This is a genomic window from Planococcus donghaensis (assembly GCF_001687665.2).
GTDB classification, from domain to species: domain Bacteria; phylum Bacillota; class Bacilli; order Bacillales_A; family Planococcaceae; genus Planococcus; species Planococcus donghaensis.
On the sequence record NZ_CP016543.2, the window covers coordinates 393,929 to 414,362 of the forward strand.

20 protein-coding genes are annotated in these 20,434 nt (G+C 39.9%); 15 read left to right on the plus strand and 5 right to left on the minus strand.

Features of this window, described 5'->3' with window-relative positions:
- Positions 1 to 9: 9 nt before the first annotated feature.
- A complete protein-coding gene (locus BCM40_RS02095) occupies positions 10 to 840 on the minus strand; it encodes an undecaprenyl-diphosphate phosphatase (RefSeq protein ID WP_065527365.1) in 831 nt (276 codons plus the stop codon).
- A 143-nt stretch (positions 841 to 983) separates the two neighbouring features.
- Between BCM40_RS02095 and BCM40_RS02100 the strand changes: the two genes are divergently transcribed.
- From BCM40_RS02100 to BCM40_RS16215, 5 genes are all read left to right on the plus strand, one after another.
- On the plus strand, positions 984 to 2,066 hold the full coding sequence (locus BCM40_RS02100) for an AI-2E family transporter (protein ID WP_065527364.1): 1,083 nt from the start codon (positions 984 to 986) through the stop codon (positions 2,064 to 2,066).
- A gap of 113 nt (positions 2,067 to 2,179) precedes the next feature.
- On the plus strand, positions 2,180 to 2,623 hold the full coding sequence (locus tag BCM40_RS02105; RefSeq protein WP_065527363.1) for a MarR family winged helix-turn-helix transcriptional regulator: 444 nt from the start codon (positions 2,180 to 2,182) through the stop codon (positions 2,621 to 2,623).
- A gap of 3 nt (positions 2,624 to 2,626) precedes the next feature.
- Positions 2,627 to 5,245, plus strand: a complete 2,619-nt coding sequence (locus BCM40_RS02110) for an MMPL family transporter (RefSeq protein WP_065527362.1) — start codon at positions 2,627 to 2,629, stop codon at positions 5,243 to 5,245.
- A 242-nt stretch (positions 5,246 to 5,487) separates the two neighbouring features.
- Positions 5,488 to 5,940, plus strand: a complete 453-nt coding sequence (locus tag BCM40_RS02115) for a hypothetical protein (RefSeq protein WP_008428171.1) — start codon at positions 5,488 to 5,490, stop codon at positions 5,938 to 5,940.
- 141 nt (positions 5,941 to 6,081) lie between these two features.
- The gene (locus BCM40_RS16215) at positions 6,082 to 7,731 is read left to right on the plus strand and encodes a serine hydrolase (RefSeq protein WP_083394456.1); all 1,650 of its coding nucleotides are present in this window, start codon (positions 6,082 to 6,084) and stop codon (positions 7,729 to 7,731) included.
- Positions 7,732 to 7,935: 204 nt separating this feature from the next.
- Here BCM40_RS16215 and BCM40_RS02125 read toward each other — a convergent pair whose 3' ends face one another.
- Complete coding sequence (locus BCM40_RS02125) at positions 7,936 to 8,136, minus strand: cold-shock protein (protein ID WP_006830093.1); 201 nt, start codon at positions 8,134 to 8,136, stop codon at positions 7,936 to 7,938.
- A gap of 237 nt (positions 8,137 to 8,373) precedes the next feature.
- On the opposite strand from BCM40_RS02125, the gene BCM40_RS02130 reads away from it, so the two are divergent.
- The 5 genes from BCM40_RS02130 to fumC all read left to right on the plus strand — a co-directional run bounded on the left by BCM40_RS02130 (position 8,374) and on the right by fumC (position 13,580).
- Positions 8,374 to 8,913, plus strand: coding sequence for a P-loop NTPase family protein (locus BCM40_RS02130; protein WP_065527361.1), 540 nt, complete (start codon positions 8,374 to 8,376; stop codon positions 8,911 to 8,913).
- 98 nt (positions 8,914 to 9,011) lie between these two features.
- Positions 9,012 to 9,725, plus strand: a complete 714-nt coding sequence (locus BCM40_RS02135; protein ID WP_065527360.1) for a hypothetical protein — start codon at positions 9,012 to 9,014, stop codon at positions 9,723 to 9,725.
- A gap of 108 nt (positions 9,726 to 9,833) precedes the next feature.
- Positions 9,834 to 10,385 (plus strand): NfeD family membrane protein, encoded by a 552-nt coding sequence (locus BCM40_RS02140; protein ID WP_065527359.1) that lies wholly within the window; start codon positions 9,834 to 9,836, stop codon positions 10,383 to 10,385.
- 230 nt (positions 10,386 to 10,615) lie between these two features.
- Positions 10,616 to 12,115 carry a UDP-N-acetylmuramoyl-L-alanyl-D-glutamate--2,6-diaminopimelate ligase gene (locus BCM40_RS02145; protein ID WP_065527358.1) on the plus strand — a complete coding sequence of 500 codons (1,500 nt, stop codon included), beginning with the start codon at positions 10,616 to 10,618 and terminating at the stop codon, positions 12,113 to 12,115.
- Between the two features lie 82 nt (positions 12,116 to 12,197).
- Complete coding sequence (fumC, locus tag BCM40_RS02150) at positions 12,198 to 13,580, plus strand: class II fumarate hydratase (RefSeq protein WP_065527357.1); 1,383 nt, start codon at positions 12,198 to 12,200, stop codon at positions 13,578 to 13,580.
- A 63-nt stretch (positions 13,581 to 13,643) separates the two neighbouring features.
- Here the strand turns inward: fumC and aldA are convergent, their stop codons facing one another.
- Positions 13,644 to 15,092, minus strand: a complete 1,449-nt coding sequence (aldA, locus tag BCM40_RS02155) for an aldehyde dehydrogenase (RefSeq protein WP_065527356.1) — start codon at positions 15,090 to 15,092, stop codon at positions 13,644 to 13,646.
- A gap of 178 nt (positions 15,093 to 15,270) precedes the next feature.
- Here aldA and BCM40_RS02160 point away from each other — a divergent pair, with 178 nt between their 5' ends.
- Together BCM40_RS02160 and BCM40_RS02165 are read left to right on the plus strand one after the other, a co-directional pair.
- On the plus strand, positions 15,271 to 15,933 hold the full coding sequence (locus tag BCM40_RS02160; protein WP_065527355.1) for a Dph6-related ATP pyrophosphatase: 663 nt from the start codon (positions 15,271 to 15,273) through the stop codon (positions 15,931 to 15,933).
- A gap of 6 nt (positions 15,934 to 15,939) precedes the next feature.
- Positions 15,940 to 16,935, plus strand: a complete 996-nt coding sequence (locus tag BCM40_RS02165) for a GNAT family N-acetyltransferase (RefSeq protein ID WP_065527354.1) — start codon at positions 15,940 to 15,942, stop codon at positions 16,933 to 16,935.
- A 72-nt stretch (positions 16,936 to 17,007) separates the two neighbouring features.
- Here BCM40_RS02165 and BCM40_RS02170 read toward each other — a convergent pair whose 3' ends face one another.
- Complete coding sequence (locus BCM40_RS02170) at positions 17,008 to 17,568, minus strand: hypothetical protein (protein ID WP_065527353.1); 561 nt, start codon at positions 17,566 to 17,568, stop codon at positions 17,008 to 17,010.
- Positions 17,569 to 17,627: 59 nt separating this feature from the next.
- Complete coding sequence (locus BCM40_RS02175) at positions 17,628 to 18,182, minus strand: M15 family metallopeptidase (RefSeq protein ID WP_065527352.1); 555 nt, start codon at positions 18,180 to 18,182, stop codon at positions 17,628 to 17,630.
- 106 nt (positions 18,183 to 18,288) lie between these two features.
- Between BCM40_RS02175 and BCM40_RS02180 the strand changes: the two genes are divergently transcribed.
- Genes BCM40_RS02180 through BCM40_RS02190 form a run of 3 tightly spaced genes read left to right on the plus strand, consistent with a single transcriptional unit; the run spans position 18,289 to position 20,417 of the window.
- Positions 18,289 to 19,020 carry an NADPH-dependent oxidoreductase gene (locus BCM40_RS02180; protein ID WP_065527351.1) on the plus strand — a complete coding sequence of 244 codons (732 nt, stop codon included), beginning with the start codon at positions 18,289 to 18,291 and terminating at the stop codon, positions 19,018 to 19,020.
- A 35-nt stretch (positions 19,021 to 19,055) separates the two neighbouring features.
- Positions 19,056 to 19,670 carry an NAD(P)-dependent oxidoreductase gene (locus tag BCM40_RS02185; protein ID WP_065527350.1) on the plus strand — a complete coding sequence of 205 codons (615 nt, stop codon included), beginning with the start codon at positions 19,056 to 19,058 and terminating at the stop codon, positions 19,668 to 19,670.
- A gap of 24 nt (positions 19,671 to 19,694) precedes the next feature.
- Positions 19,695 to 20,417: an alpha/beta hydrolase gene (locus BCM40_RS02190; RefSeq protein WP_065527349.1), complete on the plus strand. Its 723-nt coding sequence runs from the start codon at positions 19,695 to 19,697 to the stop codon at positions 20,415 to 20,417.
- Positions 20,418 to 20,434: the final 17 nt, after the last annotated feature.

Sequence of the window (20,434 nt, forward strand, 5' to 3'; positions counted from 1 at the left end):
CCTTTTTGATTAATTTAATAGGAGCCATGCCAATACAACAACTGGACCGACGATAAAGCAGTAAATTGCAAAATACTTTAATTGTCCTTTTGCCATAATGTTCATAAACCATTTTAATGAGAAATATGAAGCGACTAGTGAGCCTAAGAATGCCATGACGTATGGAATCGCCATTGTAGCTAAATTATCATCGTTAAGGATATCCGAAATGCTAAGAACCGCACCACCAAGACTAACTGGGATAAATAATAAGAAAGAAAAGCGCAATGCGGTTTCTTGATTGATGCCTCTTGCCATGGCCGCGACAATTGTAGCGCCACTGCGACTGATGCCTGGGATAAGTGCTATAGCTTGAGCGCCCCCAATGATCACTGCGTCTTTCATTGTCATACTGCCATCTTTTCGTTGTCCCCGCATATTGCGAATCCACCAAAGACCAAAACCTGTGATGATTAAGGTCAAGCCGACTGTTACGATAGTCGAGAGATTGTCGTCAATCGCATCTTGGAACAACAGCCCAATGACTGCTGCAGGAATCGTTGCGACTACAAGGTAAACGATAAACATGAAATCACGTTTTGTTTCGGCATTTTTCACCGTGAAATATTTTAACCCGTTTATCACAAGACGTTGAATGTCTTCTCGGTAAATGATTAAAACTGCAATTAGCGATGCACTGTTAACGAGTAAAGCGAATGTTGAAACGCTGCCTTCAATTTGTACATCCAAAAAATATTGTGCGATTAATAAGTGTCCGCTTGAAGAAATCGGAATGGGTTCAGTAAGTCCTTGAAATAATCCAAGAAGCAAAAATTTGATGGTAAGCCATAATTGGTCCATTTGTGCAAATCCTCCAATGTTCGTTCATCTAGTTATCTAACAGTGAGTTTTTCACTCACTAAATTCAAAACAACATAAAAAATATAATACCATATTTTCATGGTAAACTGTGTATATTAATGAAAAGAAAGGTAGTGGCACGCTTGACGAACAAGCTTTGGTTTCAAGTAGGGATAGGAGTTATTCTAACTCTAGTCATCATTCGTTTATTTATTGAAGTACAAGGAATTTTTGATCCTTTATTTATTATTGCGGGCACCATTTTTGTCCCATTATTATTAGGAGGCGTCTTGTTCTATTTAACAAGACCGGTTTTGAATTTCTTGATGAAGAGAAAGTTTCCAAAGTGGGCTGCGGTTCTGACAGTTTTATTATCGATCGTCTTAGTATTTTATCTATTTTTCATCATGATTGGTCCGATTGTGACAGATCAAATTAATGCATTAGTAGATAATGCACCAGAGATCATTCAAAGTGTCGAAGAGTCAGCTCAATATATATTCGATCAACGCGAACGCCTGCCGGATTCAATTGAAGAACAGTTAAATGGCATGACGAGTCAAATTGGGGATCGACTGGGTGATGTTGGAGGATGGGTCGTTTCCTTTATCGGTAGTTTCGTGTCTGGTGTCATTACATTAGTATTAGTCCCGTTTTTCCTTGTGTATTTATTAGTTGACCATAAAAAATTCGTGCCATTTGTTTCTGGTTTCTTCTCAGGAGAACGAAAAGGGTGGATTCGTAAAACTTTGCATGATATTGACGATACGTTGCAAGCGTATATTCAAGGTCAGTTGTTTGTTAGCTTTTTAGTTGGGATTATGCTGCTAATTGGATATTTAATCATCGGGTTAGACTATGCGCTCTTATTGGCATTAATCGGTATGGCTACGAACGTCATTCCATTTTTAGGGCCATATATTGCAGTTGTGCCTGCCATTCTTATTGCGCTTGTAGAAGATCCCATTAAAGCTGTCTATGTAGGAATTATTATGCTAGTTGCACAGCAAATTGAAAGCAACTTCATTACGCCAAACGTAATGGGGAAATCGCTTGATGTTCACCCATTAACGGTCATTACCTTGATTTTAGCGGCCGGGAATATCGCAGGGTTATGGGGAATCATATTAGCGATTCCGGTGTATGCTGTTATTAAAACCATTGCGAAAAATGTTTATGCACGCCGCATTGAAATCCGTAATACGGCTACGCGTGATATTGAATAAGCTAAAACCTGTGAACTTTGTTCACGGGTTTTTTCTATAGAATAAACAAAGTAACTTGACGACAAAAGGTATACCCCCTAAACTAAAACTACTAGTTTAGGGGGTATACTATTTTGGATGGACGAATAAAAGAAGCGGTAGATCTTTTTCAAGAGGTATTGGTATATGGAACAGAAAGGGTGATCAAGTCGGTCGACCATCCTTTATGGAAAGAATATTCACCTGAGCAAATTCAAATGTTAAAGCTGATTGGTTCAGAAAAACAAATTACTTCAGCTAGATTAGCGGTATTGCAGGCAGTACATAAAAGTGCGATTTCTAGTCGTATCAAAAAATTGCTTCAAAAAGATGTGATACAAGTGGTGCAAACGACTGATAAACGCGAGAAATTGTTAGAGCTGACAGATAAAGGTCAGGCAATTATCGAAGAACTAGATCAAGTATTGGCTGATTATCTTGAGAAACTTTTATCTGAAAATATCGCGGATGAGGAGATTGAACAGTTTCTAACAATTTTCCGGAAGCTAAAAACAATTATAAAAATGGACGGAGTGTAACACATGCATAGCATATTGAAATTTAAATGGCCGATTGCGATTGGTTTAGTTGTATTAACGGTGGCTTTATTCTTATTAGCACCTAACTTAACAGAGCAAGCAGAACAAGCAGGTTCATTTCAATTATCGGATGAAGCATCCTCGCAAATTGCTTCACAACTATTAAGTGATGCAGATGCGGCTGATCAAACGATATCCCTTGTTATTCCGCTAGAAAGTAAAGTTACAGACGATATGCGTGAAACACTGGAGCAAATGGTGGCGGATATTGAAGCGCTAGGTGATCCGATTACGAGTGTGTTAAATCCTGCTGAAAGCAAAGAGCTCGAAGAACAACTAATTTCAGAAGATCAACAAACCGTTTTGGTGCCAATTACGGTTGATGGCACGGATGAAGAAGTAAACGTTGTGGCGGATGAAATTAGAGAAGCCGTTATCCCTGAAGAATTGACGGCATATATAACAGGGGAAGCTATTATAAATAATGATGTGAATATTAGTGCGCAAGAAGGTTTGAAGCGTACAGAAATCATAACCGTTGTATTGATTTTCGGTTTGTTATTAGCGGTATTTCGTTCGATTGTGACACCGTTTATTCCTCTTGTGGCAGTTGGAATTACTTATTTATTAAGTCAATCGCTTGTAGCATTTTTCATTGATTGGTTTGGCTTCCCAGTTTCAAACTATACGCAAATCTTCCTGGTAGCCATTTTGTTCGGTATTGGGACAGATTATTGTATTTTGTTATTAAGCCGCTATAAAGAAGAATTAGCAGCTGGACATGATGTCGAACAATCGATTGTTAACACGTACAAAACGGCGGGTAGAACGTTGTTGATTAGTGGAGCGGCTGTATTTGTCGGGTTCTTCGCCATCGGTTTTGCAGAATTCCCGATTTTCAAATCGGCTGTTGCGGTCGCAGTTGGAATATTCGTCCTGCTGATCGTGCTCTATACAATTGTTCCATTCTTTATGGCATTATTAAAAGAAAAACTATTTTGGCCAGCGAAAAAATCAGCTGCCCATAGAGACAGCAAGTTATGGATTTGGATGAGTAAGTTGTCGATCAATCGTCCATTGCTATCTATACTTGTTGTAGCTTTAATCACGGTGCCATTACTGTTTACGTATGATAATTCCTTGTCTTTTAACACAGTGGATGAAATTGGTTCAGAGTATGAATCTGTAAAAGGATTAAATGCGATTGAAGAAGGTTTTGGAAAAGGGGATTCCTTGCCGGTTCAAGTAATTGTGAAATCGGATGAAACTTTGACTAGCCGAGAAACAGTTCCTTATTTTGAAGTGTTAAGTAGAGAAATTGAAAAAATGAAAGGTGTCGAAACGGTTCGGTCAATTACACGCCCAACAGGCGACATTATTAACGAACTTTATGTAGACGAACAGCTGGGACTATTAGCTGATGGACTTGGCGATGCACGTGATGGACTTGGTGAGGTACAAGCAGGGCTGGCAGAAGTTCAAACCAACTTAACGGCTATTAGCGAACAAGCTGGAAACTCTGCAGGGTTATCAGAAGCTGCTGAGGGGCTTGGTCAAATCAATCAACAACTGGGACAAGTCTCACAAGGACTTCAACAAACGGGGAATATTCCTCAAACAGTAGGTGCATTAACGCAAATCAGCGGTGGCTTGACTGAAATTCAACAAGGCTTAGCTGGAGCAGCGGGGCAAACAGCTGAACTAAGTGCGGGCTTAACGCGATTAGCAGAAGGTGTAGGCGCATCAAACCAAGGGCTTGCTGAAATTGAATCCGGTTTAACGGAAGCTGTTGAGATGATGCAAGAAATGAGTGATAGCGAAGCGGTACGTGATACGGGATTATACATTCCAGAAGGAACATTAGAAAGTGAAGATTTTGAACAAGTAGTAGATCGTTATTCATTTGCAGATGGTACGGGAATGATGATGGAAGTAATTTTGTCAGAAGATCCGTATTCTCCTGAAGCAATTGACGTTACTACTGAAATAAAGGAAACAGTAGAACGCACTAAAATAGGCACGCCATTAGAAGAAGTGGAATTTGCTTTTAGTGGAATTTCAAGTATTAACAGTGATTTACAAGATGTATCTTCTAATGACTTTTCAAATACAGTCATTATTATGTTGATTAGCTTATTCGTCATCTTAGCGATTTTATTCCGCTCATTAATCATGCCTTTGTATATGATTGGTTCGTTATTACTGACCTATTACACAGCGATTTCCATTGCGGAATTGATCTTTGTAAACGGTCTTGGCTTTGATGGCATTAGTTGGGCAGTGCCATTTTTTGGTTTTGTCATGCTAGTAGCATTAGGTGTGGATTATTCGATTTTCTTGCTAGATCGTTTCCGTGAAGAATCCTTTAATGGAGTTACGGTTCGCGATGCAATGCGCACTTCGATGGCGAAAATGGGAACAGTCATCATTACAGCTGCCATCATCCTAGCAGGTACGTTCGGTGCTATGATGCCATCAGGTGTCTTGAGTCTCGTGCAAATTGCGACCATTGTTATTACCGGCTTACTGTTATACGGATTGATTGTGTTACCACTATTAATCCCGGCAATTTCCGTATCCTTTGACCGCGGTGTTTGGTGGCCGTTTGGCAAAAAGAAATAAGTGAGTGCTACAGAGAAATCTTATTGAGCAAAAAAGAACTTGAAGAAAAAGCTGCGTTCGCGCAGCTTTTTTCTATGGATGTGGGATTAGGCTAAGCGTGGTATACTGAGTGGTAATTAAAAATGTGAAATGGGTGTACTTATATATTTCTGCGAGCTTTTGTGTATCGCTTGTGGTTTATGTCTTGGATTTTCCTAAGATTTTTGATGAACTAAATGAAATTATGGAAAGAGGTAATGAAATTGTTAACATTTGAACAAAAGCTTGAAATTATTGAGTCTTTTCCAGAGCTAACGAGAAAAGACGTATCGATGAAACGTGTAAACTTTCATTTTGAAGAAAGTTTGTATGACAAGAAAATTGTGGTCTATCATTTACATCCGACAGGTAACGGTTTTGTGTATGTTGGTAACTTACCACAATATGAGGTAGACAAAAAAGGCTTTGTAAACATTCGTGATTTCTCTGAAAAAGAATTACGTAGTGTTCTTGCAGATGCATTGGATTATTTGTCGTTAGAACCAGAACCACCATACGATAAAACGTGGGTTAATCGCGACAATGAAAAATTGGACTTGGTTTATGAAGAGCCATTTTGGAATATCTACACAGGCAAAAACTTAGAAGAAAGCTTCGGAACGTTTGATAACGCTGAAGACTACTTGATCGACCAAGGCTTTAAAGAAAAGAAATAACGAATCGTGAGCTGCTAAAAGTATGATTTTTGATATGCGTATAGCAACCACAAAAAAGAAGCCTTTGGGCTTCTTTTTTGTGGTTAAAAGAGGAAAAAGATTTGGTTTTTCGGTATGCTTAGGGCAAGAGGAGTGAGGGGCATGTTTAAAAAGGTGATCTTATATACCAATCAATTAGAAGACATGAAAGGTTTCTATGAATACCAATTAGGCTTCCGAATTGTTGAAGAAAATGACACCAGTTTTACATTGTCGATGGGAGAGTCCCAATTGGTCTTCCGGGAATCCGAAAAGGCAGCTGTCTACCATTTCGCACTAAACATACCGGGAAACCAATTTACTCTTGCAAAATCTTGGACCAGTGAACGTGTGACATTAAATCGGCAAGAAGGCATGGATGAAGTCTTCTACGCAAATTTTGATGCGGATGCGTTTTACTTTCAAGATCCAGCAGGAAATGTAGTAGAATTTATTGCACGTCGAAGCGTGGATCGTATGGGTAATTTTACGGTGGATTCTATTCTTAACATTAGTGAAGTGAGCATTACCACGCCCTATGTTGAAGAAGTTGGGGAATTAATCGAGGACATGGATATCCCAGTCCGAGGCAGTAAGGGGATAGAAGTCAATTCGCTAAACTTTCTTGGTCGCGGGCATGCTTTTATCATTTTGGTAGCACCAAAGCGAATTTGGTATTTTTCTAAGCAAAAAAGTGAAACTCATCCATTATCAATCGAACTAACCGATGGTCGCCGAATTAACATATCAGCGGAAGGTCGCTTCCAACAAGAAAAGTCAGCTAATCCGATACTAGATAAGATGGAACAAACGAATTTCTCGGGAGTTGCTTATTTAGCAGCAAAAGAACCATGGGCTATGGCAAGGGGATTTGCGGATCGTGCTAATGAGCGCCCGAATGCGATTGATACAAGATTCGGTATTGGCTCTGGTAGCAAAGCTTTTACGGCTGTCGTTGTTTGTCAGTTGGTAGAAGAAGGTAAAATTAGTTTTGAAGATCAGTTATCACACTTACTACCGAAGACATTTCCTCACTTTAACGTAACAATTCATCAGTTATTGACACATACATCGGGTATCCCAGATTATTTTGATGAACAGGTAATGGACGATTACGAAGATTTATGGAAACAACGACCGATGTACAGAATGCAGACAGCTTCAGATTTTATCCCGTTATTTAAAGAGTTGCCGATGATGTTTAAACCTGGAGAAAGGTTTCACTATAATAATGCGGGATACATTGCCCTTGGATTAATTATTGAGAATGTAACAGGAAAAGAGTTTACGGATGTGGTAACAGCACGCATTTTTGAGCCTGCTGAGATGCGGAATTCCGGATATTTCAGCTTAGACCGCTTACCCGGTCAGACTGCATTTGGCTATATTGAAGAAGAGGGAATGTGGCGAACCAATCAATACGCCATTCCTGTTCGTGGTGGAGCTGATCGTGGTGCTTATGTGACGGCAAGTGATATGGCGAACTTCTGGAATTGTTTGATGAATGGTACTTTATTAACAAAAGATATGTTGCCAAAGATGCTCCAAGCTTCTGCTACTAGAAACAATAGTGATTACGGGTATGGAATATGGATTCAAACACAAGCAAATGGTGCTTTGAAATATCATATTATGGGCCATGAGCCAGGTGTGAGTTTTCATTCGGCTTTTTATGCGGCCGAGCACAATGTATTAACGGTTTTATCGAATAAAAGTGAAGGGGCCCACGAGCTCGCTATGACCCTTGAAGAATTGAAAATAGGTAAGGAGTGAAAGTATGACAGGGAAAAAACTAGCGATCGTGATTGTCATTAGCACTATTGTTGTATGTGCTTTGATTTTTGGGATTTTCCAATTGTATTTTACGTTGAATTAAGAAAAAGCCAAGACCGAGGAAAAATTCCTCGGTCTTGGCTTTAAAAAAGAACAAAAAATGAGCTCTTCCGAAGAAGAGCTCATTGACAAGTTAGCTTTAGATTAAGCTTTTTGTACGTTAGTAGCTTGAAGACCGCGTTGGCCTTGCTCGATATCAAACGTTACTTCTTGACCTTCGTCAAGTGATTTAAAGCCTTCGCTTTGGATTGCAGAGAAATGTACGAATACATCGTCGCCGCCTTCGCGTTCGATGAAGCCAAATCCTTTTTCTGAGTTAAACCATTTTACTTTACCTTGTTCCATGTGTATTTCCTCCTCGTATGCGTGAGCATACATTGTATTACTATCCTTGCTCAAATCTTGCAGATGAACATCTGACACTTCGTAAAAAGTTATCCGAACAAAAATAATTCTTCCTTAGAATAACACGGGGATACATATATTGCAAGTGAAAATGAAATATTCTTTTCGATAGAGGTTAAATCGAACGTGTATGATAGAGAAAAAACCATACACCAAGGAGAGAAAGGGAGAAGAGCTATGAACAGAATTATGGTGCTTGGAGTGTCCGCGGGTGTTGGTAAGTCAAGCTTTGCAAGAAAGCTATCCGAGCAAACAGCTATCCCGGTTTATCATTTAGATGCGTATTTTTGGAAGCCGGGTTGGGTGGAAAGCAGTGAGAAAGAATTTAGTACTAAACAGCGAAAGCTTGTTGAGAAAGAGCATTGGATTATTGAAGGGAATTATTCGAGTACATACGATATTCGTCAAAAACGGGCAGATACCATCATTTACTTAGAGCTTCCTTTAATCGTTTGTTTGTATCGTGTAGTAAAGCGGCGAATCATGTATCACGGAACAACCCGTCCGGATCTTGGAGTTGGATGTCCAGAAAAATTAGATAAAGGATTTTTAACGTTTATTGTTTCTACATATAGCGAAAGAAAAATAAAGATGAGAAAAAGAATGGAACAGTTTAAAAAAGAAAATCCGAACAACAACGTTATTTTTTTGCGTAATCGAAAAGAAATCGAACAATTTTTTAGTGAACTACAAGTAAGAAATGATCTTTACTCATAAATGTTTTTTAATTAATGAGTTAATTTAAAAAACTTACAGACGTTCATAGATGGAAGTGGTATTCTAAAACTACATAAAAAGACAGGGGAGAATGAGCGATGAAGTTGCTGTATGAAGGCACGATTACCAATCAAGTGCTTCATAAAAAGCTACCTTTTTCTATGAAGCGCTTGTATTTAGAAGATTTACCTACAATTGAACAAGTTCAAGCGAAAGTAATGGAGTCTATTACCGAAAAAAATTCCCTACAGGCTTTAACAACAGAAGAATTCTTGTTTATCTTAAACGAACGCGGACTTATGGTGGGAGCTTATGTTGAAGGAGAGTTGATTGGTTTTAGAGCATTGTTAATTCCTGATATTAATGAAGAACATTTAGGGTGGGATATCGGACTTCCACTAGAAGAGCTGGACAAAGTGATTTATCAAGAAATTTCAGTAGTACTTCCTGAATACCGGGGAAATCGTCTGCAACAGAAGTTGGCCGAAGTCATCATGAAAGAATTGCCCAAACTTGAAGTGAAGTTCCGTTATATTTGCTGTACAGTTGCGCCGATGAATATTCCGAGTTTAAAAGATAAGTTTACCCAGTCAATGTACATTGCCGCTTTAAAAGAAAAGTATGAAGGGTTGAAACGTTATATTCTGGTAAAAGATTTGGAAAAAACAGATGTACATTATCGTGAACACGTAACAGTTAAATTGGATGATTTAAAAAAACAAAAACAATTGCTGAGTGAAGGATATGTAGGAATTGGCTTCCAACTAGTACATGGTTTCCATGAGCTTCAATTTGCAAAACCCGTTCTGTAAAAAGAATGGGTTTTTTTAATGGATTTTTAGAATTCTGAAACTTCTTCGGCAGTTTAGCGTATTACTAAGTGAGATGGAAAGTATTTTACTAGGATGGGAGGTTTTGGAATGGGTGCATTTGGACTTCCGATGGAACAGCTCTATATGTATGTATTGCTAGCAGCAGGAGCGTTAACAGTTCTATGTGTCTTTTTCGGAGAAAGTGCAGATTTTGAACATGCTTGGCCACTATTCAACCCAATTGTCCTCCTAGCTTTTGTGACATTCGGATCTGCGATTGGTTTCTTATTGGAAACAGCGGCAGAGTTTACCGAATGGTCAGTTTTGGGAATTTCAGTATTGGCAGCTGGTTTTTTAGATCTTTTACTTTATTTTTTAATTTTATTGCCAGTGTCTACTGCCAAAAATACTCGTTCAGTAGAACCTTTGTCTGGACAAGTAGCTGAGGTTAGCGTTCCAATTCCTGAAGATGGATATGGAGAAGTACTAATCGAAACCTATTCAGGAGTAATTTCAAAGCAAGCAACGGGTTACAATAATGAGGCGATTGATCGAGACGAAAAAGTATTGATCGTTGAAGTGAACGAAGGGACTTTATATGTACAGGTCTATGCTTTGGTAGACCTTAGTGAAAAAACAAAATGGGCAACCCGGATTTGAGAAGAAAAAGAACGACTAGTTAAAAGCTGAATAAACAAAAAGAACTTGAAACCTACACTTAATCATTTTTAGTGTAGGTTTTTAAATTAATAAAAATGCAGAAAAGAGCATCATATCAGAAAGATTGGTTTAAAAGTGTTTCCGCAAGCATGGGGAAATGATAGAATAATGATACACGTTCCTGTGAAACCATAGGTATTTGACACAATTTTTCCCTAAGGAGCCTTTTAATGGATATACAACTCAGCAGCATCCCTTCTTTTCCTATTACCGTACAATTCGGGCCTAAATATTCAAGGGTCAGTTCAATTGAGTACAACTCAACGCTAGTTGTCCAAGATTGTGCTTTCTTTTGTGTGCCCGGCGAAAATACCGATGGACATTTGTATATCGGTGAAGCTATAGCAAATGGAGCAACAACAATTGTCGGATCTAATAAGCCTTTATTGGCTGAGTACGCAGAAAAGCATCCAGACCTTTCGTTTGCAGTCGTGCCGAATGTGCGAGCAGCGCTTGCGTACTTATCTGATTTCTTTTACAGTTCACCTCAAAAAAAGTTGATCAAAGTGGGGGTTACAGGAACTAACGGAAAAACTACGACGGCTACGTATGTGTATAATTTGTTTAACCTTCTTGAAATCAGCTGTGGATTTATTGGAACAACAGGGATTTTAAGAATGGATGGTAAGATTCCATTCTATAAGAGTACACCCACTACCCCAATTTCATCTGACCTCCATAAAATCTTTGCGAGGTTTGTAGAAGAAGGAGATCGTGCAGTATCTATGGAGGTTTCTTCTATTGCTCTAGATCAAATGCGAGTAGAAGGAATTCATTTTGATGTAGCGATCCATACGAATATTTCAGAAGAACACCTGGAATACCATAAGATATTTGAGCATTACCTTCAGTCTAAGTTAATGTTGTTTAAACAGGCGAAAGCAGCGGTCGTCAATATAGATGATGAAGGAATGGCAAAAGAAATATTAGAAGTGATCAGTTATCCTTATTTAACGTACAGCAACCGCTTAGACTCGGATGCCGATTTAATTTGGACAGCTTGTGAGTCTTCAGATACAGGATTGAAATTTGATCTTTATTACAAAGGAGAACGTTGGCCCGTCCATGTACCTCTTTTCGGGGAATACAATGCAGCTAATTTAACAGCGGCAATTGGTTCAGCTCTTTTGGCAGGTAAAGACATAAAAACTATTTTAGCTGTTTTGCCAAAAATGTCTCAAGTCGAAGGACGTTTTCAAGTAATTCAAGGTCCTGAAAACCGAAAAGTTATTTTAGATTATGCTCATACTCCTGTTGCGCTATCATCCGTCCTAGCAGAGGTAAAGAAGTTGTCGCATAATCGATTGATTGCGCTTATCGCAGGAATCGGGATACGAGATTTCTCGAAGATGCCGAAAATGGCGAAAGCAGCTGAAGGAAAAGCGGATGTTCTTGTTGTAACTGTGGATCACCCTGGAGATAATGAACCGAGCGTCGTCATTGATGCTGTGTTAAAAGGTTTTACAGTACCCTACAAACAACAAGTGATCACTGCTAATTCACGGCGTGAAGCGGTAGTAGCAGCTTTGAAAGAAAGTGGACCAGAAGATATTATCTTGTTATCTAGCGGTTCAATTAACGGGGCGCAAATTGTCAGAGGTGAATATATTCCTCATTCTGACGAAGCGATTATTGAAGAGTTTTTCAATACGAGAGACAGCGATTTTTAACCGCAAAAGTCGCTTTTCGATTGAGGAATGTGGTTATAATAGAAGAGAAGGTTACTTACATATCAGAATTGGAGTGAATGGAATGCAGTATCGTACAGAAAAAGATACCATTGGTGAAATTCAAGTTGAAGCAGATAAAATGTGGGGTGCACAAACACAGCGCAGCTTGCAGAACTTTGAAATTGGTACAGAGCGTATGCCGCATGAAGTTGTTATGGCTTTTGCACAATTGAAAAAAGCAACAGCTAAAGCTAACCATAAACTTGGGAAACTGTCTGAAGCGAAGATGAAAGCTTTAGAAGTTGCTGCAAACGAGGTTATTGAAGGCAAGTGGAATGATCACTTCCCATTGGTCGTGTGGCAAACAGGAAGCGGTACTCAGTCGAATATGAACATGAACGAAGTTCTAGCGCGTCGTGGTAACGAAATCCTAGCAGAACAAAATTCTGACGAAAAACTTCATCCAAATGATGACGTGAACATGTCTCAAAGCTCAAACGACACATACCCAACTGCGATGCACGTGGCAGGCGTTTTAGCGGTAACAGAAAACCTTGTACCTGCTGTTCAAAAGTTGAAAGCAACATTAGACGAGAAAGCGAAAAAGTTTGATGAAGTGATCAAAATCGGACGCACTCATTTGCAAGACGCGACACCGTTAACACTTGGTCAAGAAATTAGTGGTTGGAGACATATGCTTGAAAAGAGCGAGCGCATGATTCGTGAAAGCGTTGAGTATATGCGTGAATTAGCAATCGGTGGTACGGCTGTAGGAACAGGTATCAATGCTGATCCAACGTTTGGTCCTTCTGTTGCTGAGTTCATTAGCGAAGCGGTAGGTACGAACTTTACTTCTGCAGAAAATAAATTCCATGCATTAACAAGCCATGACGAAATGGTTTATACGCACGGTGCAATCAAAGCTTTAGCTGCAGATGCAATGAAAATTGCCAACGACGTACGTTGGTTAGCAAGTGGTCCGCGTAGCGGAATTGGCGAAATCACAATTCCTGCAAATGAGCCTGGAAGTTCGATCATGCCAGGTAAAGTAAACCCGACGCAAAGCGAAGCGTTGACAATGGTTGCAGCTCAAGTCATGGGTAACGATGCAACAATCGGTTTTTCTGCAAGCCAAGGGAACTTTGAATTGAACGTTTTCAAACCCGTAATTGCGTATAACTTCCTTCAATCTGTTCGCTTAATGACAGATAGCTTGAATAGCTTTAACGATCATTGTGCAATTGGCATCGAGGCCAACCTTGATATTATTCAAAACCACGTTAGCAATTCGTTGATGCTGGTTACAGCATTAAACCCGCATATTGGTTATGAAAATGCGGCAGCGATTGCAAAACAAGCACATAAAGATGGCACAACCTTAAAAGAATCAGCTGTAAACAGCGGACATTTAACGGCTGACCAGTTTGATGAATGGGTTAAACCAGAAAACATGGTAGGAAAATAAGAAAACACGTATCAAAACCCCCACTCCTTTTTTAGGGAGTGGGGGTTTTGTGTTCAGATCTTTCTAGTTATTGTTCTTGTATTGCATATAAACGACTTGTGTGACGAGGAAATCTTCCATTCCATGTTTACCATCTGCACCGCCAAGTCCGGATTTTCTCATGCCCGCATGGTAGCCCTGGACCGCTTCAAAATTTTCGCGGTTCACAAAAGTTTCACCAAACTTCATTTCGTTTACCACTTGCATCGCTTCATTTAAATCGGCTGTATAAACAGAAGACGATAAGCCAAATTCCGTGTCGTTGGCTTTTTCAATTGCCTCCTGTAACGTACTGTATGTTGTGATAGGTAAGACTGGTCCAAAAATCTCATCGCGAATAATAGTTGAATCGTGCTCTACGTTCGTCAGGATAGTTGGTTTGTAGAAAAAGCCAGATTGACTGCTGTCACGTTCACCGCCAATGGCGACAGTAGCTCCTTCTGAGATCGCTGTTTCGACCATGCCGTGAACAGTGTCAAGTCGATCCTGGCTAACAAGTGGACCTACATCAGCTTGTTTGTTCAAACGCGGATTTTCCATCACTTTCGATTCGAAAATAGCAATAAGTTTATTTGTAAATTCATCCGCTACACTTTCATGAACATAAACACGTTCTGCATTTGTACAGGCCTGTCCATTATTTGCTAAACGAGAAGTAGCGATGGCTTTAGCTGCTAAATCGAGATCTGCATTTTGTGTAACGATGGCTGGCGCTTTACCACCCAATTCCAAATTGACTTTTGTTATATTTTTTGCAGCAGCTTCCATCACTTTTGTGCCTGCTGGAACGCTACCCGTCAAAGTGATCATCTGAACTTTTTCGTGCGATGCAAGAGCGTTGCCAATTTCAGACCCCGTGCCATTTACAACATTATAGACACCTGTTGGGAGCTCGCTCATTTCGTGGATGATTTTAGTGAATTCCATGGCAGTATTTGGTGTCTGTTGGCTTGGTTTGATAACAATCGTGCAACCAGTGACAAGAGCTGTTGCTACTTTTCTAGCAAGGATAAAGACTGGGAAATTCCATGGAATAATACCAGCTACGACGCCGATAGGCTTTTTATAAACAAAAATGTTTTCGTTTGATCGATCACTCGGTAAGATTTCACCTTCGATACGGCGTGCCCATTCAGACATGTAGTGGAAATAATCTATTGCAAGATCGACTTCTCCACTAGCCAATTCGTAACTTTTTCCTTGTTCTTCCTGTAACAGGTCAATAAAAATATCGCGTTTTTCCGCAATTTTGTCACCAAGCTTGCGGACGATTTTACCACGTTCGATATTCGGTGTGAGCTCCCACGCTTTTTGTGCTCGGAACGCAGCATCTACTGCGCGGTCCACGTCTTCTTTCGTGCCTCTAGGAATTTGTGAAATTATTTCTTCAGTTGAAGGATTGATGATGTCGATCCATTCGGTTCCTGCAGATTCTGTATACTCACCGTTTATATATATTTTATGCTGTTGCATGTATATGCCTCCTTTAGTCTTTACTAAAGTTTCCCCTATGCTTTAGTGTGTTAAACAGAAATAATGCTTAAAGCATCATCTTAAACACTTTAGACACTTCAAAATGACGCCGCATAAAAGGATTTTGATCCAGTTATGGCGAACTAGGTACATTAACGGCAAATTAAAGAGGTGTATGATGCAAAAATCATTTGTGATGTCATGGAGTGGTGGAAAAGATTCTGCCCTCGCTTATTATCGAGCAGTATTAAAAGGTCATGTGCCGCTCGCATTATTTACAATGTTTGAAGAAGATGGATCTAAATCACGGTCACACGGCTTGCCTATTGAAGTAATGGAAGCGCAAGCTGAACGTATGGGCTTGCCTTTAATTATTGGGAAGGCTAGTTGGTCGGGATATGAAAAAGAATTTATCGAACAGCTCAAAAATTTTAAAGCGCAAAACATTGATATGGGTGTGTATGGGGACATCGATTTGCAAGATCACGTGGATTGGGTCAAAAAGGTTAGTGCAGAAGCAGACATGGATGTTCTTCATCCGCTTTGGCAAGAGCCACGCAAATCCTTATTAAAAGAATTAATCGAAGAAGGCTTCAAGGCGGTTATTACCGTGGTAGACACTACTCGATTAAACGAGCGGTTTTTAGGACGTGAGTTTACACATGAGTTAATCGATGAGTTAGAAGCGGCGGGTGTAGACGCATGTGGGGAAGAAGGGGAATTTCATACAATCATCGTGGATGGGCCGATTTTTGTAGAGCCGGTGCCTGTTCAATTTGGTGAAAAGGTCCATCTTGGAAATTATGCGGTATTGGAAGTGGAACTTCATTCGGAGGAGTGATTGTGGATGATTCGAATTATAGGGATGGAAGAAAAGCATATTCGGCAAATGGCTGTGTTGCTAGCAAAGCGACACGAACGAGAACGGAAAATTTTTGACTTTCTACCTAAGAGATTTGAAGAAATCGATGATACAGAAGAAGTATTACGGAAAATATTAGAACGTCCGTTTATTAATGGCATTGTAGCAGTTAGAGAAATTGATGTCATCGGTTACTTGCTGTATGAATTTAAAGAAGATTCAAGACATGGACGTTATGTGTGGATGGACTATGAATCAATTGCCATAAGCGAGCATGAACATCCTCGCTTGTTAAGGCTACTCTATGCAAATGCAGGCGCTGAATGGACAAAGCATGGCTATTTCCAACATATGTTGATGGCGCCTCTGGGTGACGAAAAAGTCATTGATCAATGGTTAGACCAATCATTTGCGTTTGATCAAAAATATGGAATTCTTTCACTAGATAATTTCGAACCTAAAAACGGCACTATTCCAAAATTAGAATTTCGGAAAGGCCGCAAAGAAGACTCATCCCTCTTAAAGAAAATGGCCATGTGGAATAGTATTCATCAGTCAACAGCTCCTTCTTGGTTACCGATTACCCGAGAAACGTTGGAAAATGTCAAAGAAAGCTATGAAGCGTTGACCGAAGACCAAGCTGCTTATTTATGGTTAGCGGACCAAAGCGATCGTATTGCTGGATTTCATGTATACTTCCGCAAAGAAGAACCATTAAGTTTAATACTTCCTGAAAAATGTGTAGAACTAGCAGCAGCATCGACAAATCCAGAGCTTCGGGGTACAGGTATTGGCCGTGCGTTAGCCAATCATTGTTTTGAAGATATGAAGAGTCAAGGTTTTGACTACATTTATGCAGATTGGCGTACAGCGAATCAGCTGGCTGCTTATTTCTGGCCACGTATGGGCTTTCAACCAATTATGGTCCGAATGACGAGGCAAGTTGACCCGCGTATTGCCTGGGCACATGGGGAAGAATAGAAAAGACTGATAAAAATAAATAAAACAACTAAAAAGCAGGCAAATTCTCTACCTAGAGAATTTGCCTGCTTTTTATGGAATGACTTTAAAGTCAATTAGCGCCGTGAGATTGTAAAAGGTTTTAGAGCCATCCGCATTTTCGGTAAAAAAATCTGCATATCCAGACATTTGGTAATAGCCGGACGGAAAGTTATTATCGGAGACATTTTGAACAAATTCAATATAAGCGTTATCATCTTCACTACTGTATCCACCACTACCTGCATAGTATTCTTTTAAAGGTTCTCCTTTTGTTAACACGGTGATTAGCAATGGTTCATTCATGGCATATTCTACAGAGTAATTTCTTGTTTCTTCGTAAATGGGGAAATAAAAAGGGGAAGCAGCATGAAAAATTTCAATGGTTTCCAGTTCGCCGGTATATTCTAACTCGGCATAAACTTTGACGCTGTCACCTTCAGTGTAGTGTTCCTTTTCTGTTACTAACCGATAAGTAAAGTCATCTTTTATTGTTTCAGCTTGTGGGTTTGTTACCTGAAATTCAGTTAAATTTTCTGGTGGAATGGGATTGACTCCACAGGCGGATTGAAACAACACTAACCCAATCATTCCTGCAGTCGCGAAGGTTTTCATGACCAGTCGACCTCCTTTACGAGTTAGACGAAACAAAGGGCCCATCTGTTACAAAAGGGTTACTCAATCTTGTCTTCAGGACGCCACCCTTGTTGTAAATCACGAATTGATAAACCAAAAGTCATTTCAAGATGAGGATAGTCTTTAAAGCGTGGCCAATCTCCTCCCCAATCAAATCCTAACTGTTTGCCAATAGCTGCCACTTCAAACCAATCACTTTGCCCGTTGCCATTATCGTCTCGCTCGATATCCCAAACCACAGAGCCATCATCTAGTCGCAACGCGTAGTCAATCGCTAAACCGTAATTATGATAAGACTCACCGGCTTCTGCATAAGTAACGATTGCACCAGGCATATTACGCCCTTGATCGTGCAAGCCCTGTTGTTCTTCAGGGGAACGATAGCCATCGGTTATTAAAATATCAATCCCTAATTCAGCAGCTCTAGTTACCAGTAAATCGCGCTTTTCTTCCACAATGGGGTGCAAGCCAGAAGGCAAAGGACGATTTGCCAAATCCTCACGAAATGCCAGTTCGTTTTCAATCCATATAAATAAAAAAACGCCAATAACCAATAGAAACAAAATGGAAAAAGCGGTCTTTACATTTTTCAAAATTATTCACCTCTATCGGTTCTATTGTAGCAAAAATCACGAAAAGAGTATCGTGGGGAAGAATTTGGTAGGATAGAAGAAACAATCAGAGAGGGGATACAATAGAATGGTAATCGAATTGATGAAAGCACACGCTTCTGTCCGTGATTATAAAGAAAAGCAATTAACGCGGGAGGAAGTTAGTGAACTAATAGAAGCAGCACAACACGCTGCCACTTCCCATTTTGTCCAAGCCTATTCAATCGTTTGGGTAACAGATCTAGAAAAACGTAAAAAATTAGGCGAGCTATCGAAAAATGCCAAACAAATGGAAGGAGCAGGAGCGGTCTTTCTGTTATGCGCAGATTATAACCGATTGCAACATGCAGGGAAATTGCATGGACAAGACATCGTCTTTGATCAAGCAGAAAACTTACTAGTAGCTGTAACAGATGTTGGTCTGTTAGCACAAAACTTAACACTTGCTGCAGAGTCTAAAGGATATGGCATTTGTTATATTGGTGGCGTTCGTAATGATATGGCAGCGATTAGTGAACTAGTTGGCTTACCTGAAGGCGTCTTTCCTGTTTACGGTTTAACCATTGGTGTTCCTAATGAAGCAAATGGAGTGAAACCACGTTTGCCGGTTGAAGCCATTTTACATGAAAATGAGTACGATGAAGCTAAATACGAAACGATATTGCCGGAGTACGACCGGACAATTCAATCTTATTATGAGAGCCGCGGCTCAAACCAAAAATCAGCTACGTGGACACAACAAATGACTCAATTCCTTAGTAAGCCGCATCGTCAAGATTTAAAAGAAGTATTGGCGAAAAAAGGCTATCGCTTTAAATAACTTGAATGTTTAGCAAAAAGGTGGGAGGTAAAGTAATGAAACTGGCGATATTTGGAGCCACAGGCCGCGTTGGAGGAGAAATTCTAAAACGAGCTTTAGCAGATGGTCACGAAGTAAAAGCATTGGTTCGTTCAGAAAAACTAGAAACACATCCGAATTTGGAAGTTGTAATTGGAGATGTGCGAAACGCAGAAGACATTGAAAAAACAATCAAAGGGACGACTGCTGTTTTCAGTGCGATTGGAACAGATCGCACGACCACTTTGTCAGACGCTGCCCCGTTAATCGTCCAGTCAATGGAGCAAAACGGTGTCCAGCAAATCATTTCTATTGGAACAGCTGGAATTTTAAATAGCCGATTGAGCCCAGGACTTCTTCGCTATGAAGGTGGGGACTCGAAACGCAAAATGACATTTGCTGCGGAAGAACACGAAGCGGTTTATCGCTTGTTTGAAACAACATCTCTTCACTGGACAATTGTTTGTCCTACCTATTTGCCAGATGGCGAAGCACGTGGCAATTACCGGACAGAAAAAGATTTCCTGCCTCTAGAAGGCAAAGAAATAACAGTAGGAGATACGGCAGAATTTGCTTATCGCCAACTGAACTCACAAGAATTTGTTCAAAGTCGTGTCGGGTTGGCTTATTAATATGCATAACGATAAGGAGATTCGATGAAAAAATGGCTGTTTCGCATTGTGATGAGTGTTTTGGCATTACTAGTGATGATCGTTGTTGGCTTTATTATATATGCTCAATTTGATTATGGCCCGAGTGCTTTGTTAACTGAAAAGGTAGATTTAGCTGCGATTGAAGAAGATGGAGAAGGACTAATTTTTCAGCCGGAATCGCCAACGGGTAAAGGAATAATCCTTTATCAAGGGGCAAAAGTTGAAAAAGAAGCTTATGCTTACTTGGGTCAATCTTTAAGTCAACAAGGATTTGTCGTATCGATCCCTCAACTGCCATTGAATTTTGGTATTTTTGGTGTTGACACAGCAGATAAGGTCATTGAGGAACATTCTGAAGTAGAAGAGTGGTTCGTTGGCGGTCATTCTTTAGGTGGCGTCGCCGCTTCTTTTTATGCAGAAGATCCATCTAAAAAACTAAAAGGCTTGTATTTTTTAGGGTCATATCCTGCGAGTGATTTTTCGAAAAGCGATTTAGCGATGTTGTCGATTTACGGAGAATTGGATGGCTTATCCAAAGTTCAAGATATTGAAGATAGTAAACAACTGTTTGCAGAAGATCGTTCTTTTGTAGAAATACAAGGGGGCAATCACGCCCAATTTGGCTTGTATGGTGAACAAAAAGGCGATAATCCAGCCGACATCACCCCAATTGAGCAACAAGACCAAGTAGTAGAAGCGATAACAACCTGGATAAACAAAAACTGACTCGGAATCTCCGAGTC

What these genes read in the sequence shown, in the direction of transcription:
- BCM40_RS02135 (WP_065527360.1), top strand. Translation starts at nt 9,012, where the DNA reads ATGAAGTTGCTGTATGAAGGCACGATTACCAATCAAGTGCTTCATAAA.
- aldA (WP_065527356.1), bottom strand. Translation starts at nt 15,092, where the DNA reads ATGCAACAGCATAAAATATATATAAACGGTGAGTATACAGAATCTGCA.
- BCM40_RS02140 (WP_065527359.1), top strand. Translation starts at nt 9,834, where the DNA reads ATGGGTGCATTTGGACTTCCGATGGAACAGCTCTATATGTATGTATTG.
- BCM40_RS02110 (WP_065527362.1), top strand. Translation starts at nt 2,627, where the DNA reads ATGCATAGCATATTGAAATTTAAATGGCCGATTGCGATTGGTTTAGTT.
- BCM40_RS02190 (WP_065527349.1), top strand. Translation starts at nt 19,695, where the DNA reads ATGAAAAAATGGCTGTTTCGCATTGTGATGAGTGTTTTGGCATTACTA.
- BCM40_RS02145 (WP_065527358.1), top strand. Translation starts at nt 10,616, where the DNA reads ATGGATATACAACTCAGCAGCATCCCTTCTTTTCCTATTACCGTACAA.
- BCM40_RS02185 (WP_065527350.1), top strand. Translation starts at nt 19,056, where the DNA reads ATGAAACTGGCGATATTTGGAGCCACAGGCCGCGTTGGAGGAGAAATT.
- BCM40_RS02170 (WP_065527353.1), bottom strand. Translation starts at nt 17,568, where the DNA reads ATGAAAACCTTCGCGACTGCAGGAATGATTGGGTTAGTGTTGTTTCAA.
- BCM40_RS02165 (WP_065527354.1), top strand. Translation starts at nt 15,940, where the DNA reads ATGATTCGAATTATAGGGATGGAAGAAAAGCATATTCGGCAAATGGCT.
- fumC (WP_065527357.1), top strand. Translation starts at nt 12,198, where the DNA reads ATGCAGTATCGTACAGAAAAAGATACCATTGGTGAAATTCAAGTTGAA.
- BCM40_RS02160 (WP_065527355.1), top strand. Translation starts at nt 15,271, where the DNA reads ATGCAAAAATCATTTGTGATGTCATGGAGTGGTGGAAAAGATTCTGCC.
- BCM40_RS16215 (WP_083394456.1), top strand. Translation starts at nt 6,082, where the DNA reads ATGTTTAAAAAGGTGATCTTATATACCAATCAATTAGAAGACATGAAA.
- BCM40_RS02095 (WP_065527365.1), bottom strand. Translation starts at nt 840, where the DNA reads ATGGACCAATTATGGCTTACCATCAAATTTTTGCTTCTTGGATTATTT.
- BCM40_RS02130 (WP_065527361.1), top strand. Translation starts at nt 8,374, where the DNA reads ATGAACAGAATTATGGTGCTTGGAGTGTCCGCGGGTGTTGGTAAGTCA.
- BCM40_RS02180 (WP_065527351.1), top strand. Translation starts at nt 18,289, where the DNA reads ATGGTAATCGAATTGATGAAAGCACACGCTTCTGTCCGTGATTATAAA.
- BCM40_RS02125 (WP_006830093.1), bottom strand. Translation starts at nt 8,136, where the DNA reads ATGGAACAAGGTAAAGTAAAATGGTTTAACTCAGAAAAAGGATTTGGC.